Origin of the sequence: Catenulispora subtropica, assembly GCF_039531675.1 — a bacterium.
In the GTDB taxonomy this organism is placed as follows: domain Bacteria; phylum Actinomycetota; class Actinomycetes; order Streptomycetales; family Catenulisporaceae; genus Catenulispora; species Catenulispora subtropica.
Map to the genome: position 1 here is coordinate 35277 of NZ_BAAAQM010000034.1, position 15430 is coordinate 50706.

Genomic DNA, 15430 nt, shown 5'->3' on the forward strand with positions numbered 1-15430 from the left:
TTGTCCGCTCCAAATATCAGGGTTCTTGCCTCGGCTGGGGGCTGGGCGGCCGGTCCCACGGGGCGGGGAGGCGAGGGCCGAGGTACATCGACGGCGATATACCTCGATATCGATGTACCTCGGCGCCGGTGTACCTCGTCCCCGTGGTGTCGGCGGCGGACCCGCTCGGGTGCGCGCGGTCAGCCGACCGCGACGGCCTGGCGCGACTGCGCGGCCAGCGCGGGTGCGGTCAGCGTCATCGTGGTCGGGTCGGGCCGGTTCTCCGCGACCAGGTGCAGGCGCTTGATGTCGTCGGCGCCGGTCGCGCCGAGGGCGGCGCCGCACTCGCAGGCGTCGTCGGTGAAGCCGGCGAACCGGTAGGCGACGTCCATCATCCGGTTGCGGTCGGTGCGCCGGAAGTCGGCGACCAGGTGCGCGCCGGCCCGGGCGGCCTGGTCCACGAGCCAGTTCAGGATCACCGCGCCGGCGCCGAACGACACCACGCGGCACGAGGTGGCCAGCAGCTTCAGGTTCCACACGCCCGGGAAGAACTCCAGCAGCATCACGCCCACCGCGCCGTGCGGCCCGAACCGGTCGGTCAGGGTCACGGTCAGCACCGCGTGCTTCGGGTCGGCCAGCAGGGCCCGCAGCGCCGCGTCGCCGTAGTGCACGCCGGTGGCGTTCATCTGGCTGGTGCGCAGCGTCAGCTCCTCGACCCGGGACAGGTCCTCGCCGTCGGCGTGCTTGATGATCATCTGGAGGTCGAGCGTGCGCAGGAAGTCCTCGTCGGCGCCGGCGAACTCGCTCTTCTCGGCGTCCCGCTTGAAGCCGGCCTGGTACATCTCGCGGCGGCGGCGGGCGTCGACGGTGACCACTTCGGGGCTGAAGTCCGGCAGGCCCGCCAGCTCCAGCGCCCGCGACGCCTCGAAGACCCGCACCTCCGGCGCGTGGTACTGGACCTCGGCGCGCTCGGCCGGCTGGTCGTCGATGAAGGCGATGGTCTTGAGCGCGAAGTTCAGCTCCTCGGCGATCCTCGTGACCGACTCGGACTTCGGGCCCCAGCCGATCTTCGGCAGCACGAAGTACTCGCTGACGCCCAGCTGCTCCAGCCGGGCCCAGGCGTAGTCGTGGTCGTTCTTGCTGGCCACCGACTGCAGCACCCCGCGGGAGTCCAGCTCGACGATCAGCTCCTTGATGCCGGGGAACAGCTCGACCGAGCCGTCCTCCAGGATGGTGCCGTCCCACAGGGTGTTGTCCAGGTCCCAGACCAGGCACTTGACGAGCGTCGGCGTGTCGGACACCGGAGGTCCTCCTTGTTTCTCAGTCCACTGAAGAGAGGGCGTGCTGGGCGAGGACCAGCTGGCAGATCTCGTTGGTGCCCTCGATGAGTTCCATGCACTTGGCGTCGCGGAAGGCCCGCGCCACCACGTGGCCGTCCTGGGCGCCGGCCGAGGCCAGCACCTGGACCGCCGAGGCGGCCGCGCGGGCGGCGGCGCCGGCCGCGAAGTGCTTGGCCAGCACCGCGGAGACCACCATCTCGGCGGAGTTGGCGTCCCAGGCCCGGGCGGCCTGCTCGCACACGGCGGTCGCGGAGCGCTCGGCCACCAGCAGCTCGGCCAGGTGGCGCTGCACCAGCTGGTGGTCGGCGAGCACCCGGCCCGCCTGCGCGCGCCGCTTGGCGTGCGCGGAGGCGGCCCGCAGGCAGGCGCGCAGGATCCCGACGCAGCCCCAGGCGATGGACATCCGGCCGTAGGACAGCGCCGTGGTGAACAGCAGCTGCAGCGACTGCCCGCCGCCGCCGAGCACGGCCGAGGCCGGCAGGCGGACGTCGTCGAAGTACACGTCGCAGTGCCCTGCGGCCCGGCAGCCCAGCGGGTCCGGGATCTTCTCGACGCGCAGACCGGGCGCGTCCGTGGGGACCATCACCGCGGCCGCCGCGTCGCCGTGCCGGGCCACGATCATCAGGTAGTCGGCGTAGCTGGAGCCGGTGACCCACATCTTGCGGCCGGACAGGACGAACGACCCGTCGCCGTCCTCGGTCAGGCGGGTGCCCATCCCGGCCAGCTCGCTGCCGGCGCCGGGCTCGCTGAAGCCGACCGCGGCCAGTCTGCCGCCGGTCAGCTCGGCCAGATAGCGCTTGCGCTGCTCACGGTCGCCGAACCGGCGCACCGCGGCGGCGGCGATGCCCTGCGAGGTCATGATGCTGCGCAGCGAGCTGTCCAGCGCGCCGACGTAGGCGGTGAACTCGCCGTTGTCCCGGCCGGTGGCGCCCAGGCCGCCGAAGGACTGCGGCACCTCCGCGCACAGCAGGCCCAGGCCGCCGAGCTTGCGCAGCAGCTCGATCGGCAGCTCCCCGGCCAGGTCCCAGGCCGCGGGCTGCTCGCCGACGAGGTCGCCGACGACAGCCCGCGCCGCGAGCACGGACTCAGGCATCTGTCTCGGAGCCCTGCTGCTCGCGCAGCCGCAGCACCAGCGCGGTCATCGCGGTCACGGTCCGGAAGTTCTCCAGCTTCAGCTCCGGGCCGATGATCGCGATGTCGAAGGTCTCCTCCAGGTGCACGACCAGCTGCATCGCGAACATGGAGCTGACCAGGCCGGAGCCGAACAGGTCCTCGTCGAGGCCGACCTCGGTCTTGATCTGCTCGGCCAGGAACGCCAGCAGCGCCTGCTCGATGGCCGGGGCGTCCAGGGTGGTGTCCTGATCGACGGTCATGAGACAACCTTTCCGTAATCGTAGAAACCCCGGCCGGACTTGCGGCCGTGAGCGCCGGTGCGGACTTTCTCGAGCATGAGCTCGCAGGGGTTGCAGCTCTCGTCGCCGGTGCGCTCGTGCAGCACGACGAGCGAGTCGACGAGGTTGTCGATGCCGATGAGGTCGGCGGTGCGCAGCGGGCCGGTGGAGTGCCCCAGGCACCCCTCCAGCAGCTTGTCGACGGTCTCGACGTCCGCGACGCCGCGCTCCACCAGCTTGGCCGCGCTGTTGATCAGCGGGTGCAGCAGGAAGTTGATGACGAAGCCCGGGTTGTCGTTGACCACCAGGCCCTCGCGCCCCATCCGGGAGAGCAGCGCCTTGCCGCCGGCCATGGTGGCCTCGGAGGTGCGCGGCCCGCGGATCATCTCCACGGCCTTGATGAGGTAGGTCGGGTTCATGAAGTGCACGCCGACCAGCTCTTCGGGACGCTCCAGCCAGTTCGCCATCTCGTCGATCGGGATGCACGAGGTGTTGGAGATGACCACGGTGCCCGGCCGCACGATCCGGCCGACCTCGGTCAGCACCTTCTGCTTGACCTCGGCGACCTCCAGGACCGCCTCCACCACGACCGTGGCGTCCGCGACGCCGGCCAGGTCGGTGGTGGTGGTCAGGGTGCCCGGCGTCCGGTCCGCCGGCAGCGCGCCCATCAGCTGCGCGTGCCGCGTCTTCTCCTTGATCTTGCGGCGGCCGCCGGCCAGCGCCTCGTCGCTGACGTCCACCAGGACGACGTCGACGCCGTGGCCGAGGGCCGTGGTCGTGATGTTGGTGCCCATGACCCCGGCGCCGACGACGGCGAGCCGGTGTTCGACGGCTTCAGTGTGGTCAGTGCCCATCGAGAGGGCCTCCCTGCGTCTTTGATGAGCGGTGGTGTGGAGCCCTTTATGTGTCCAGCCACTCGGCGACGGCTTGAGCGGTCGTCGCGGCGTGGTCACGCAGCATGCTGAAGTGGTCGCCGGGGACGTCCACGACGGTCATCGCCTCCGACAGGTCCCAGGTGGACGCGTCCCCGATCGACTCCTGGGCCCGCACCAGCAGAGTGGGGACGGACGTGCGGGGCAGCCCGCGCCAGTCCATCGAGTAGTAGTGCGCCAGCGCGGTCAGCCAGGCGTCGCCGCCGGGCGCCTGCCCGGTGGCCAGCACGACCCCGGCCAGCGCGGCCTGGACGTCGTCGGGGACGCCCTCGTCCTGGGGGACGAAGGTGTCGACGAGGATCAGCCCGGCGGCCCCCACGCGGGCCGCGACGGCGTGCGCGACCAGGCCGCCGGAGGAGAAGCCGACCAGCACGAACGGCTGATCGCCGGCGGTCTTGCGCACGCTCTCGGCGCAGACCCCCAGCAACGCCTCACGGTCGGCGGCCAGCGGCTCCCCGGCGACGAAACCGGGGGTCGGCACCACCGAGACCGCGCGGCGGCCCCGGAATCCGGCGGCGAACCGGGCGAACTCCTGGGCGTCCGAGCTGCCCGCGAAGGACGGGAAGCAGATCAGCCGCGGCGTCTGCGGGCCCCTTGAGACCACGGTGGCCTCGGGCACCTCGGACAGGTCGGAGACCGCCGCGAAGCGCGGCCTGAAGGCCGCCAGCCCTCTGACAAGGGCGATCAGCTCCGGTCCGCGGCCCTCCCGGACCGCACGCGCGAACAAGGCGACCAGCGACTCACCGCCGGCCGGCGCCGCCTGCCGCACACCGGCCGCACCGTCGGCACCGTCGGCACCGTCGGCACCGGCCGCACCGGCCTCGTCCGCCGTCCGGTAGCGGCGAGCGTCCCGCGGCACCGCGCCGGCCGCCGCGTCGCGCTCGCCCAGCACCCCGGCCGCGGCCAGCTTCTCGCGCAGGAACGGCGCGAGCTCGGCGGGCGTCGGGTGGTCGAAGGCCATCGCGCCGGTGAGCCGCAGCCCGGTGATCGCGTTCACCCGGTTGCGCAGCTCGACCGCGGTCAGCGAGTCGAAGCCCTGCTCCAGGAAGGTGACGTCGACGGCGACCGCCTCCGGCGAGTCGTGCCCCAGGACCGACGCGGCCTCCGACCGCACCAGGTCGGTCAGGATCCTGACCTGTTCGGCCTCGGTGCCGCGGGCCAGCCGCTCGCGCAGCGCGGGCCCGGCGAACTGGGAGCTGGTCTCCCGCACCGCGCGCGGCACCGGCGCCAGCGCCCGCAGACAGGCCGGAAGCCGTCCGGCCCGGGCCACGGCGCGCAGCGTCGGGATGCTCAGCCGGATCGGCGCCAGCAGCGGCTCGTCCCGGCCGACGGCCAGGTCCAGCAGCCCCAGACCGTCGTCGGCACTGATGGTCCCGACGCCGCTGGAGCCGATGCGGCCGCGCTCGCCGGCGTCCAGATGACCGGTCATCGTGCTGGCGTCGGCCCACAGGCCCCAGGTGAGCGCGTGGGCGGGCAGCCCGGCGGCGTGCCGGTGCCCGGCCAGGGCGTCGAGGAAGGCGTTGGCGGCGGCGTAGTTGCCCTGTCCGGGCGCGCCGAGCGTGGCCGCGGCCGAGGAGAACAGGACGAAGGTGTCAAGGTCCTTATCCCGCGTCAGGCGGTGCAGGTTCCAGGCCGAGGTGGCCTTGGGACGCATGACGCCCGCGATCCGCTCGGGGGTGAGGGAGGCCACGACGCCGTCGTCCAGGACGCCCGCGGTGTGGATCACTCCGGTGAGGGGAACGCCGGCGAGCAGCCCGGCCAGCGCGCCCTCGTCCGCGGCGTCGCAGGAGACGATGCGGACCGCGACGCCGCTGCCGGCCAGGCGGGCGGCGAGCAGAGCGGCGCCGGGGGCCAGCGGGCCGGAACGGCTGGAGAGGAGGAGCTCCGCGGCCCGGCCGGTGGTGGCGTAGCGCTCGGCGACCAGGGCGCCGAGCGTACCGGTGCCGCCGGTGATGAGGACGGTGCCGAGCGGGCGTTGAGCGGTGGCGTCCGGCGGGATGGTCAGGACGACCTTCTCCGTGCCGCCGGCGGCCGCGCGGAAGGCTTCGGAGGCACGGCGGACGTCCCAGGCGTGGAATGCGGGAGCCGGGAGGCCGGCGACGGCACCCGCCAACGAACCGCGGACGTCGATCTCTTCAGGGTTCTGGCGCAGAGTGACGGCGTCCGGGGCGGCGAGCCGGGCGGAGGCTTCCGCGGCGCGGCCTTCGGGGGCGTCGAGGACGATGTCCATCGCGGTGCCGCCGAACCGCGCTTCGAACTGTTCGGGGCGCGTGGCGCGGGTGGTGGTGAAGACTTCCAGGCCGAGCTGGTTCGCCACGGCCACCGCAGCTCGGCCGGCGGGGGTGTCGGCGTGGTGGATCAGGATGCGCTGTCCGGGCTCGGCGTCCTTCAGCGTCTGCCGGGCCGTGGTGTACCCGACCGGGGCGGCCGCCGCCTCGGCGAACGTCCAGCCGCTCGGGATGGGGGCCAGCGCGTCGGCCTCGGCCACCGCGACCGGTCCGATCGAGCCGGGCGCGAAGCCGAAGACCCGGTCGCCGGGCTTCAGGGCCTTCACCTTGGACTCGAGCACGACGCCCGCGATCTCCGCGCCGAGCGGTTCGGGTGCCTCGTCGGCGGCGGTGGCGCGCAGATCCGAGGCGTTGACACCGGCGGCGCGCACCGAGACGCGGACCTGTCCGGCCCGGAGCTTCTCAGCGGCCTGCGGGTGCGGGATCAGGATCAGCCCTTCGGAGGCGGCCAGGCGCCAGGGCTCGTCGCCTTCGGGAACCGGCAGCCCGGCCAGCGGACGCACCAGCCGGCGGGCCCGCACCACCCCGCCGCGGATGGCGAGTTCGGGTTCGGATTCGCTCTGCGCGCCGTTGAGGGCGGCACCGATCAGCTCGACGTCCGCCGCGGCCCCGGGAAGGTCCAGCAGCGCCAACCGGTCCGGGTTCTCCGACTGCGCCGAGCGCACCAGCCCCCACACCGCCGCCGCGGCAAGGTCCCCGACGCCCTCGCCCGGCTCGGCCGCCACCGCGCCCCGGGTCACCAGCGCCAACCGAGCCGGGCCCAGCCGGTCCTCGACCAGCCACTCCTGCACCAGCCCGAGCGTGTCGGCGGTCAGCGCCGACGCCGCCTCGGCCACGTCAGCCTCGTCGGCCGCGCCGGCGCCGTCGGAGCCGTCAGCGCCATCGGAGCCGTCCGCACCGCCCAGCGGCGCCAGGACCAGATCGGGCAGCAGCTCCCCGTCCTCCACGGCCCGCACCAGATCGGCCAGGCTCGCGTGCGATCGCACGTCCACGCCCGCGGCGGCCAGATCCCCGGCCAGGTCCCGGGGATCGGCGCCGAGCACCGCCCACCGGATCCGGCCGATCGGCGCGGCGGTGATCGTCGGCAGCGCCGTCCAGTCGACCGCGAACAGCGCCTCGGACAGGTCCCGCGACTCCGCGGCGGTCACCGACTGCGCGGCGGACGCGCGCCGCATGAGCAGCGAGTCCACGGCCAGGACCCGCGAACCGCTCAGGTCGGAGGCGGTCAGCGAGTAGCCGCCGTCCTCGTCCTGCCGCAGCCGCACCCGCAGCGTGCGCGCGCCCGTGGCTTCCAGGGACACGCCGTTCCAGCCGAACGACAGCCACGTCTGCCCCTCGCCCGCGCCGGTGACGAAGATGCCCGCCTGCTGCGCGGCGTCGAACAGCGCCGGGTGCAGACCGAAGCGTCCGGCGTCGTCGGCGACGTCGGCCGGCAGCGCCACCTCGGCGAACACGTCGCCGCCGCGCCGCCACACCGCGCGCAGCCCGTGGAACGCCGGGCCGAGGGCGTACCCGCCGGCCGCGGCCGCCTCGTAGAAGCCCTCGACGTCCACGGCCTGCGCACCGGTCGGCGGCCAGGCGGTGAAGTCGGCGTCAGGGGCCTGGGACGCCGGGCGCGCCGGGGCGAGCAGACCGCTGGCGTGGCGCGTCCACGGCGCCTGCTGGTCGGCCTCGGCGGCGGGGCGGGAGTGCACCTCCAGCGGGCGCTTGCCGTCCTCGTCCGCCGCGCCGACGAAGACCTGCACGTGGACCGCGCCCTTGGCGGGCAGCACGAGCGGGGTCTCCAGCGTCAGGTCCTCGATCCGGACCACGCCGGCCTGGTAGCCGGCGACCAGGGCCAGCTCGACGAACGCCGTGCCGGGCAGGATCACCGTGCCGTGCACGACGTGGTCGGCCAGCCACGGATGCGTGCGCTGCGCCAGGCGGCCGGTCAGCAGCCAGCCCGCGCCGCCCGCGAGTTCGGCGGCCGCGCCCAGCAGCGGGTGACCGATCGGGCTCAGGCCCAGGTCGGCGGCGCCGTTGCCGGAGGACTTGCCGGTCTTGGGCCAGAAGTGCCCGCGCTGGAAGGCGTACGTCGGCAGCTCCACCCGGCGTCCGCCGCCGAGCACCGCGGGCCAGTCCACCGGCACCCCGGCGACGTGCACCGCGGCCAGCGACGCCAGCAGGCCGGCGGCCCCGGCGTCCTCGCGCCGCACGGTCCCGGCCACCACCGGCGCCGGCAGCCCGCGCGCGTCCACGGTCTCGGTGACCGCGCTGCCGAGCACCGGCTGCGCGCAGACCTCGACGAAGGTGCCGTAGCCCGAGCCGGCCAGCTCGGCCACCGCGTCGGCGAAGCGGACCGGCTGACGGACGTTGGCGTACCAGTACCCGGCGTCGAGTTCGTGCCCTGACATCCAGCGGCCGTGCGCGGTGGAGAGGAAGGCCACGGTGCCCGCGCCCGGCCGGATCCCGGCCAGCGCCGCCGTCAGCTCCCGCTCGACCGGCTCGACCCGGGCCGAGTGCGCCACGAAGTCGGCGGTCGCCGGGACCCGCCACCGCAGGATCCGCCGCTTGGACAGCAGCACCTCCAGCGAGTCGAGGTCGTCCAGCGGTCCGGCGACGACGGTCGCGGCCGGGGAGTTCACCGCCGCCACCGACAGGCCCGGGAAGTCCCGCAGGATCTCCAGGACGCCCGCCTCGGGCAGCACGACCGACAGCAGCCCGCCGCGCACGTTCAGGGCGGCCAGCGCCTTCGACCGCTCGACCACGACCTTCGCCGCGTCGCCCAGCGACAGCATCCCGGCGACGGTGGCGGCGGCGATCTCGCCCTGGCTGTGCCCGACGACCGCGTCGGGCCGCACCCCGGCCGCCTCCCAGACGGCCGCGAGCGCCACCATGACGGCCCACATGACCGGCTGCGCCACGTCGGCGGAGTCGATGGTCGGCGCGCCGTCGGCCTGACGGATGACATCGCGCGCGGACCAGGCGACGTGGGCCGAGAGCGCGGCCGCGCACTCCGCGAAGCGGGCCGCGAAGACCGGGGAGGCGTCGAGCATCTCCCGGCCCATGCCAGGCCACTGACTCCCCTGCCCCGGGAAGACGAAGACGGTCCGGCCGGGCCCCGAGCCCGGAACGCTGCCGACCACGGCTCCGCTCGCGGGCTGCGCGGTCGCCACGGCGGCCAGGCGCACGGCCAGGTCCCCGCGGTCGGCGCCGATCACGACGGCGCGGTGCGCGAACGTGGAGCGCGTCGTGGCCAGCGACCAGGCGACGTCCGCCGGTTCCAGCTCCGGGCGCGCGAGCGCGAACTCGCGCAGCCGTCCGGCCTGGCCGGCCAGCGCGTCCGCCGAGCGGGCGGCGAGCAGCCAGGCCGAGACGCCGGCGCCGGACAGCACCGGGAGCGCACCGGAATCCGCGGGCTCGACGACGGACTCGGCTTCGTCAGGTGTCTGCGACGCCGGGGCCTCCTCGACGATGATGTGCGCGTTGGTGCCGCTGATCCCGAAGCCGGAGACGCCGGCCCGGCGCGGCCGCGCGGCGTCGACGGGCCAGGGCACGTGGTCGCGCAGCAGCTTCACGTTCCCGGCCGACCAGTCGATGTGCGGCGAGGGGTGCTCGACGTGCAGGGTGCGCGGCAGCACCCCGTGCCGCATCGCCATGATCATCTTGATCACGCCGGCCACGCCGGCGGCGGCCTGCGCGTGCCCGATGTTCGACTTGATCGACCCCAGCCACACCGGCCGGTCCTCCGGCCGGTCCCGGCCGTAGGTGGCGATCACGGCCTGGGCCTCGATCGGGTCGCCGAGGACCGTGCCGGAGCCGTGCGCCTCGACCACGTCGACGTCGCCGGTCGTGAGGTCGGCGCTGGCCAGCGCGGTGCGGATGACCCGCTGCTGGGACAGGCCGTTCGGGGCGGTGAAGCCGTTGGAGGCGCCGTCCTGGTTGACCGCGCTGCCGCGGATCACCGCCAGGATCTCGCGGCCGTTGCGCCGCGCGTCGGACAGCCGCTCGACGACCAGGATCGCCGCGCCCTCGCCCATCCCCATGCCGTCGGCCTCGGAGGCGAAGGACTTGCAGCGGCCGTCGGGCGCCAGGCCCAGCGAGGAGCCGAAGCCGAACGGCGACGTGGAGGGCATCACGGTCACGCCGCCGACGAGCGCGAGGTCGCACTCCCCGCGCCGGAGGGCCTGGCCCGCCAAGTGGATCGCCACCAGCGAGGAGGAGCAGGCGGTGTCGACGCTGATCGCCGGGCCCTCGAAGCCCAGCGTGTAGGAGACGCGGCCGGAGATCACGCTGCCGCCGTCGCTGGCCGGGGTGTAGCCCTGGAGCGCCTCCAGCGGGAGGACGTCGCCGTAGGTCTGCATCCAGCCGCCGGCGAAGACGCCGGTCTGGGAGCCGCGCAGCGAGTGCGGGTCGATGCCCGCGCGTTCCAGCGCCTCCCACGACACCTCGAGCAGCAGCCGCTGCTGCGGGTCGGTCGCCAGCGCCTCGCGCGGACTGATCCCGAAGAACCCGGCGTCGAACTCGGCCGCGTCGGCGAGGTAGCCGCCCTCCTGGCCGTACTCGCCCTCGAGGTCCCAGCCGCGGTCGGCCGGGAAGCCGCAGATCGCGTCGGTCCCGGTGGCGACCAGCTCCCACAGGTCGTCCGGGCCGTGCACGCCGCCGGGGAAGCGGCAGCCGATGCCGATGACGGCCAGCGGCTCGCCGTCGGCGGCGGTCAGGGTCGGACCGGAGCCGGCGGTGTCGGCGGTGTCGGCGATATCAGCCTTGGTGCCGAGCAACCGGCTGTGCAGATGCCGCGCGACCGCCGTGGCGTTGGGGTAGTCGAAGACCAGTGTCGACGGCAGTGTCAGGCCACTGGCTCCGTTGAGGCGGTTGCGCAGTTCGACGGCCGTCACCGAGTCGAAGCCGAGGTCCTTGAACGCCCGGTCGGGGTCGACGGCGTCGCCGGAGGCGTAGCCGAGGACCGCGGCCACCTCGGCGCGGACCACGCCGACGACGGTGCGCTCCTGTTCGGCCGGCGACAGACCGTCGAGGCGGCGGGCCAGTGCCGTCCGGGGCCCGGTGTCAGCGTCCTGGCTCGCGCCGGAGAGGACGCGGCGCACCTCGGGCAGCGAGGCGATCAGCGGGCTCGGACGACGCAGGGTGAAGGTCGGCGCGAAGGTGTCCCAGTCGATGTCGGCGACGGAGACCAGGCAGTCACCGCCGTCCAGGGCCTGGGCCAGGGCCTTGACCCCCTGATCGGGGCTCATCAGGCGCATGCCGTAGCGCTGCATCTGGTCGCCGGCGTCCCCGGAGCCCATACCACCGCCGTCCCACAGGCCCCAGGCCACGGACGTGGCGGCCAGGCCGCGGGCCCGCCGGTCCTCGGCGACGGCGTCCAGGTAGGCGTTGGCCGCGGCGTAGGCGCCGAGCGATCCGCTGCCCCAGGTGGCGGCTCCGGAGGAGAAGAGCACGAAGGTGTCGAGATCGAGGTCCTGCGTCAGCTCGTCGAGCAGGTCGGTGCCGGCCCGCTTGGCGCCCATCTCGGTGGCGAGGTCGGCCGGCGCGATCTCCTGGACCGCGCAGCCGTGCGCGACGCCGGCCGCGTGCAGGACGCCGGACAGTGCGGGACCGTCGGCCGCGAGGCGGGCGAGGAGAGCCTCGACGTCGGAACGCTCGGCGACATCGCAGGCGATGACCTCGGCCAGGGTGCCGCTGTTCGCCAGTCGCGCGGCGAGCTCGGCGGCTCCCCGGCTCGACGCCCCGGAGCGGCTGGTCAGCACCACGCGCGGAGCCCCCCGCTCGGCGGCGAGCTGCGCGACGAAGCCGCCGATGGCGCCGGTGCCGCCGGTGACCAGGACGGTGCCCCGCGGCTGCCAGGCGGCGCCGGCGGTGATCGGGGCGTGGGAGAGACGACGGCCCAGGATCCCGGCCGCACGGACCGCGACCTGGTCCTCGCCGCAGCCGGACAGGACCGCGCCGACCCGGGAGGCGCTGCGCTCGTCCCAGGACTCGGGCAGGTCCAGCAGGCCGCCCCACTGGTCGGGGTGTTCGAGTCCTGCGACCCGCCCGAGACCCCAGACCTGGGCCTGGACCGGGTGCGCGGGACGTTCACCCGGCGCCGCGCCGACCGCGCCGCGGGTCGCGACCCACAGCGGGGCGGCGGTACCGGTCTCGGCCAGCGCTTGCATGAGGGCTACGGTTCCGGCGAGACCGGAGGCGACCGTCGGGTATCCCGGCAGCGAAGACTCGTCGAGCGCGAGCAGGGAGAGGACGCCGACGACCGGCTCGTCGCCGGAGACGGCTCGCGAGATCCTGCCCGCGAGGAGTCCGCGGTGGAGTTCCTCGGACGCGATGCCCAGGATCACCGTCGAGGCGCCCTTGTCGGTCAGGGCTCGGACACAGTTGCCGGCGATCGCCTCGTGCTCGGCGCCCTCGGGCACCACCACGAGCCACTTGCCGTCGAGCACCGTCGCGGCGGGATCGGCGACCGGTGCCCAGGTGATCCGGTAGCGCCAGTCGGCGATCTCCGAGTCGGCGCGCTCGCGGCGGCGCCAGGCGGCCAGCACCTCGTCCAGCGCGCCGCCGTCGACGCCCAGGCTGTCGGCCAGATCGCGGAACTCGCCGCTCTCGACCGCCTCCCAGAACGCGCCGTCCTCGGCGGATGCGGGGGCGGCCGGGGGCCAGAAGTGCTCGTGCTGGAACGCGTACGTCGGCAGGCCGGCCCGCCGTCCCGGTTCGAGCACCGCGGTCCAGTCCACGTCCACGCCGTGCACGTGGACCTCGGCCAGCGACGCCAGCAGCCGGGCCGGGCCGCCCTCGTCGCGGCGCAGCGTGCCGGTGACGATCGGCGCCGGCAGCACCCCGTCCCGGGAGGCGGCCTCGACCGAGTCGCCGATGGCGCCGGTGAGGACCGGGTGCGGTGAGGCCTCGATGAAGACCTGGTACTCGTCGTTCGCGAGGGTGCGGATGGCGCGGTCGAACTCGACCGGGGAACGCAGCGACGCGTACCAGTAGTCGGCGTCGAGCTCCGGACCGTCCAGCCAGGCACCGCTCATCGCCGAAATCAGCGGCACGCGTGCGGTGACCGGCGTGATCCCGGCCAGCACGCGCTTGATCTCGCTCTCCAGTCCGTCGATCTGCGCGCAGTGCGAGGCGTAGTCGACGGGGATGATGCGAGCCCTGACATCCTCGGCCTTGCAGGTCTCGCACAGCTCCCGCAGCGCTTCCGGCTCGCCGGACACGACGGTGGCGGCGGGCCCGTTCACCGCGGCGACGGAGACCCGGTCGCCGTAGGGGGCCAGGCGCGTGCGCACCGTGTCGGCGGGCTCTGCGATGGAGAGCATCCCGCCCTTGCCCGCCAAGGGCTTCAGTGCCTGCGAGCGCAGGGCGACGACCTTGGCGGAGTCGTCGAGCGACAGGATCCCGGCGACCGCGGCCGCCGCGATCTCGCCTTGCGAGTGCCCGATCACCGCGTCCGGCCGGACCCCCGCGGCCTCCCACACCGCGGCCAGCGAGATCATCATCGCCCACAGCACCGGCTGGACCGTGTCGGCGGTTTCGAGCTGCTGGTCGAGGGCGTCGTAAAGGGACCAGTCGATATAAGGGGCCAGAGCCGCCGCGCACTCGGAGAAGCGTGCCGCGAACACCGGTGAGGTCTGGAGCAGCTCCCGGCCCATGCCGATCCACTGGCTGCCCTGCCCGGGGAACACGAACACGCGGCGGCCCACGCCCGCGGCGGGCACCGCCCCGGTGATCACGCCGGTGCCGGGCTGCCCCGTGGCGACCGCCGCCAGACCCGCGTTCAGCGTCTCCCGGCCGGTGCCGGTGACGACCGCGCGGTGCTCGAACGCCGACCGGGTGGTGGCCAGCGACCAGCCGACGTCCACCGGGCTCAGCTCCGGCGCCCCCAGGGTGAACTCGCGCAGCCGTCCGGCCTGCGCCGCGAGCCCGGCGGCACTGCGCCCGGCCACCGGCCACGCGAACACGCCGGTGCCGGCCAGCACCCTCGGCTCCGGCTCCCGCGCCGTCAAAGCCGCGGCCTCGACCTCGTCACCGTCCTCGGCGACCGGCTTCGGCGCGCCCTCCGCGGCGTCCGGAGCCGGGGCCGGGGCTTCCTCGACGATGATGTGCGCGTTGGTGCCGCTGAGTCCGAACGCCGACACGCCCGCGCGCCGCGGCTGCTCGCCCGCCGGCCACGGCCGGGCCTCGGTGAGCAGCTGGACCGTGCCGTCGGACCAGTCGATGTGCGTGGAGGGCGTCTCGGCGTGGAGCGTGGCCGGCAGCAGCCCGTTGCGCAGCGCCAGCACCATCTTCATGACGCCGCCGATGCCCGCGGCCTGCTGCGCGTGGCCGATGTTCGACTTCAGCGACCCGATCCACAGCGGCCGGTCGGCGGTGCGGTCGCGGCCGTAGGTGGCGATCAGGGCCTGGGCCTCGATCGGGTCGCCGAGGGTGGTGCCGGTGCCGTGCGCCTCGACGGCGTCCACGTCCAGGCTGGACAGGCGCGCGTTCTCCAGCGCGGCGCGGATGACCCGCTGTTGCGAGGGTCCGTTCGGCGCGGTGAGGCCGTTCGACGCGCCGTCCTGGTTGATCGCGCTGCCCCGGACCACCGCGAGCACCTCGTGCCCGTTGCGGCGGGCGTCGGCCAGCCGCTCCAGCACGATCATCCCGGCGCCCTCGGCGATGCCCATGCCGTCGGCCTCTTCGGCGAACGCCTTGCAGCGGCCGTCGGCGGCCAGCGCCTTCTGCCGCGAGAAGCCGATGAACTCGGCGGGGTTGGCCATCACCATGACGCCGCCGGCCAGCGCCAGCGAGCACTCGCCGGTGCGCAGCGCCTGCGCGGCCAGGTGCAGGGCCACCAGCGAGGAGGAGCAGGCGGTGTCGACGGTGACCGCCGGGCCCTCCAGGCCGAGCGTGTACGAGATGCGGCCTGACAGAACGCTGATGGCGCTGCCGGTGATGAGGTGGTTCTCGGCGCCCTCGGCGTGGATCGCCTGCTCGATGTAGCCGGAGGGCGCACCGCCGACGAACACGCCGGTGAGCGAGCCGCGCAGGGAGAACGGATCCACCCCGGCCCGCTCCAGGGCCTCCCACGACGTCTCCAGCAGCAGCCGCTGCTGCGGGTCCATCGCGATCGCCTCGCGCGGGCTGATCCCGAAGAACCCGGCGTCGAACCGGGCGGCGGCGTGCAGGAAGCCGCCCTCCCGGACGTAGCTGGTGCCGGGGTTGTCGGGGTCCGGATCGAACAGGCTGGACATGTCCCAGCCGCGGTCCACCGGGAAGCCGGAGACCGCGTCGCCGCCGGCGGCCACCAGGTCCCACAGCTGCTCGGGGCTGCCGACGCCGCCGGGGAACCGGCACCCCATGCCGACGATCGCGATCGGCTCGCGGCCCCGGGACCGGGCCTCCCGCAGCTGTTCGCGGGTCGCCCGCAGCTTGCCGGTGACCTGCTTGAGGTAATCGAGCAGGCGTTCCTCGTTCTCCATCAAGTCACAACCCTCTGAGCGGTCCGGCACATGGGATGGTCCGTTGCGGCG

5 protein-coding genes are annotated in these 15430 nt (G+C 74.4%); all 5 read right to left on the reverse strand.

What is annotated here, in order from left to right:
- Positions 1–179: 179 nt before the first annotated feature.
- The 5 genes from ABD466_RS26640 to ABD466_RS26660 are packed head-to-tail and all read right to left on the reverse strand — an operon-like array spanning position 180 to position 15379.
- Positions 180–1280 carry an HAD-IIIC family phosphatase gene (locus tag ABD466_RS26640; protein WP_344659915.1) on the reverse strand — a complete coding sequence of 367 codons (1101 nt, stop codon included), beginning with the start codon at positions 1278–1280 and terminating at the stop codon, positions 180–182.
- A gap of 19 nt (positions 1281–1299) precedes the next feature.
- Positions 1300–2412, reverse strand: coding sequence for an acyl-CoA dehydrogenase family protein (locus tag ABD466_RS26645; protein WP_344659916.1), 1113 nt, complete (start codon positions 2410–2412; stop codon positions 1300–1302).
- A complete protein-coding gene (locus ABD466_RS26650) occupies positions 2405–2692 on the reverse strand; it encodes an acyl carrier protein (RefSeq protein ID WP_344659917.1) in 288 nt (95 codons plus the stop codon). The genes ABD466_RS26645 and ABD466_RS26650 overlap by 8 nt, the downstream gene beginning before the upstream one ends.
- Complete coding sequence (locus ABD466_RS26655) at positions 2689–3564, reverse strand: 3-hydroxyacyl-CoA dehydrogenase family protein (protein ID WP_344659918.1); 876 nt, start codon at positions 3562–3564, stop codon at positions 2689–2691. The genes ABD466_RS26650 and ABD466_RS26655 overlap by 4 nt, the downstream gene beginning before the upstream one ends.
- A gap of 46 nt (positions 3565–3610) precedes the next feature.
- Positions 3611–15379 carry a type I polyketide synthase gene (locus ABD466_RS26660; RefSeq protein ID WP_344659919.1) on the reverse strand — a complete coding sequence of 3923 codons (11769 nt, stop codon included), beginning with the start codon at positions 15377–15379 and terminating at the stop codon, positions 3611–3613.
- Positions 15380–15430 lie beyond the last annotated feature (51 nt).

Excerpts from the sequence above, each read along its gene's own strand:
- ABD466_RS26645 (WP_344659916.1), bottom strand. The coding sequence starts at position 2,412 with ATGCCTGAGTCCGTGCTCGCGGCGCGGGCTGTCGTCGGCGACCTCGTC.
- ABD466_RS26650 (WP_344659917.1), bottom strand. The coding sequence starts at position 2,692 with ATGACCGTCGATCAGGACACCACCCTGGACGCCCCGGCCATCGAGCAG.
- ABD466_RS26655 (WP_344659918.1), bottom strand. The coding sequence starts at position 3,564 with ATGGGCACTGACCACACTGAAGCCGTCGAACACCGGCTCGCCGTCGTC.
- ABD466_RS26660 (WP_344659919.1), bottom strand. The coding sequence starts at position 15,379 with ATGGAGAACGAGGAACGCCTGCTCGATTACCTCAAGCAGGTCACCGGC.